The 1,418-nt window shown below is 74.4% G+C and carries 2 protein-coding genes; one reads left to right on the plus strand and one right to left on the minus strand.

Annotation, left to right across the window (positions count from 1 at the left end; all coding sequences use genetic code 11):
• The coding region (locus AC27KI_RS24800) for a LysR substrate-binding domain-containing protein (protein WP_487116439.1) at positions 1-671 on the plus strand (671 nt) is incomplete at its 5' end.
• 36 nt (positions 672-707) lie between these two features.
• On the opposite strand, the gene AC27KI_RS24805 is transcribed toward AC27KI_RS24800, so the two are convergent.
• Positions 708-1,418: nicotinate-nucleotide--dimethylbenzimidazole phosphoribosyltransferase (locus AC27KI_RS24805; RefSeq protein WP_487116441.1), on the minus strand; the 711-nt coding region annotated here is incomplete at its 5' end.

A 1,418-nucleotide genomic window follows, 5' to 3' on the forward strand; every position in this document is an offset into this window, starting at 1 on the left:
GCACCTTCGACGCCGTGCGGGCGGCGCAGCGGGCGGCGCGCGGCGAGGCGGGCGTGCTGCACCTGGGATTCACCGGCTCGTCCGCGCTCAATCCCGTGGTCGTGCAGGCCATCCGCTCGTACCGCCGCGGGTTCGCGCAGGTGGAGCTCAGGATCGACGAGGGCAACTCCCTCACCCTGGTGGAGCGGCTGCGCGACGGGCGGCTGGACATCGCCATCCTGCGCCCGGACGGCCTGGACGCCACGGGCCTGCACTTTCACCGCTATCCGGACGAGCCGCTGATCGTGGCGCTGCCGGCCAGCCACGCCGCCTCGCGCAAGGGCCCGCGCATTGATCTGCTGAAGTTGCGCGGCGAGCCCTTCATCCTCACGCCCCGGCCGCTCGGCCCCAGCCTGTTCGATGCCTCGGTAGCCGCCTGCCGCGCGGCAGGCTTCGAGCCGCAGCTGGGCCCCACGGCGCCGCAGATCGTGTCGATCCTCGCGCTGGTCGCCGCCGAGCTGGGCGTGGCACTGGTGCCCGCCTCCATGCGGCACCTCGCCTTCAAGGGCGTGGCCTACCGGTCGCTCAGCAGCCAGTCGGCCCTGGTGAGCCTGGCCGTCGCCCACCGCGAGGGCGACCGTTCGCCCTTCGTGCAGAACTTCGTCGCGCTGGCCCGGCCCGCAGCCCGGTAGGCCCGGGCACGCTTTCCGGCACGCGCGCCGCCCGGGTCACACCTTGCCGGCGACCCCCGCCGATTCGAAGCTCGCCATCTCGCGCAGCACGGCGCAGGCCGATTGCAGCAGGGGCCAGGCCAGCGCAGCGCCCGAGCCCTCGCCCAGCCGCAGGCCCATGTCCAGTAGCGGCTCGGCCTGCAGTTCGCCCAGCAGCAGCGTGTGGCCCCGCTCGCCCGATCGGTGGGCGAACACGCAGCGCTCCAGCACGGCGGGCGCCAGGCGGCTGGCCACCAGCACGGCCGCGCTGGTGATGAAGCCGTCCACCACGATCACCCGGCGCTCGCTGGCGGCCTGCAGCACCGCACCCACCAGGGTGGCCACCTCCAGCCCACCCAGCGCGGCCAGTGCCTGCAAGGGCTCGGTGGCATCGGCATTGGCCTCCAGCGCCTGCTGCAGCACCGCGCGCTTGCGCGCCACGCCCTCGGCATCCAGGCCGGTGCCCGCGCCCGTGCAGTCGCCGATCGGCAGGCCGCACAGGCGCGACAGCAGCAGCGAGGCGACCGATGTGTTGCCGATGCCCATCTCGCCCAGCAGCAGGGCATTGCCCGGCAAACGGCGCACGATGGCACCGCCATGGGCGATGGCCTGGGCGCATTGGTCCGCGGTCATCGCCGGGCCCACCGACGCATCGGCCGTGCCGGCCGCCACGCGGCAGTGGCTGAGCAGGCGCGGCTGCCCCGGTGCGCTGTCGCGCGGAGCGATGGT

The sequence above is a fragment of the Acidovorax sp. KPB24-03 genome (assembly GCF_057546605.1).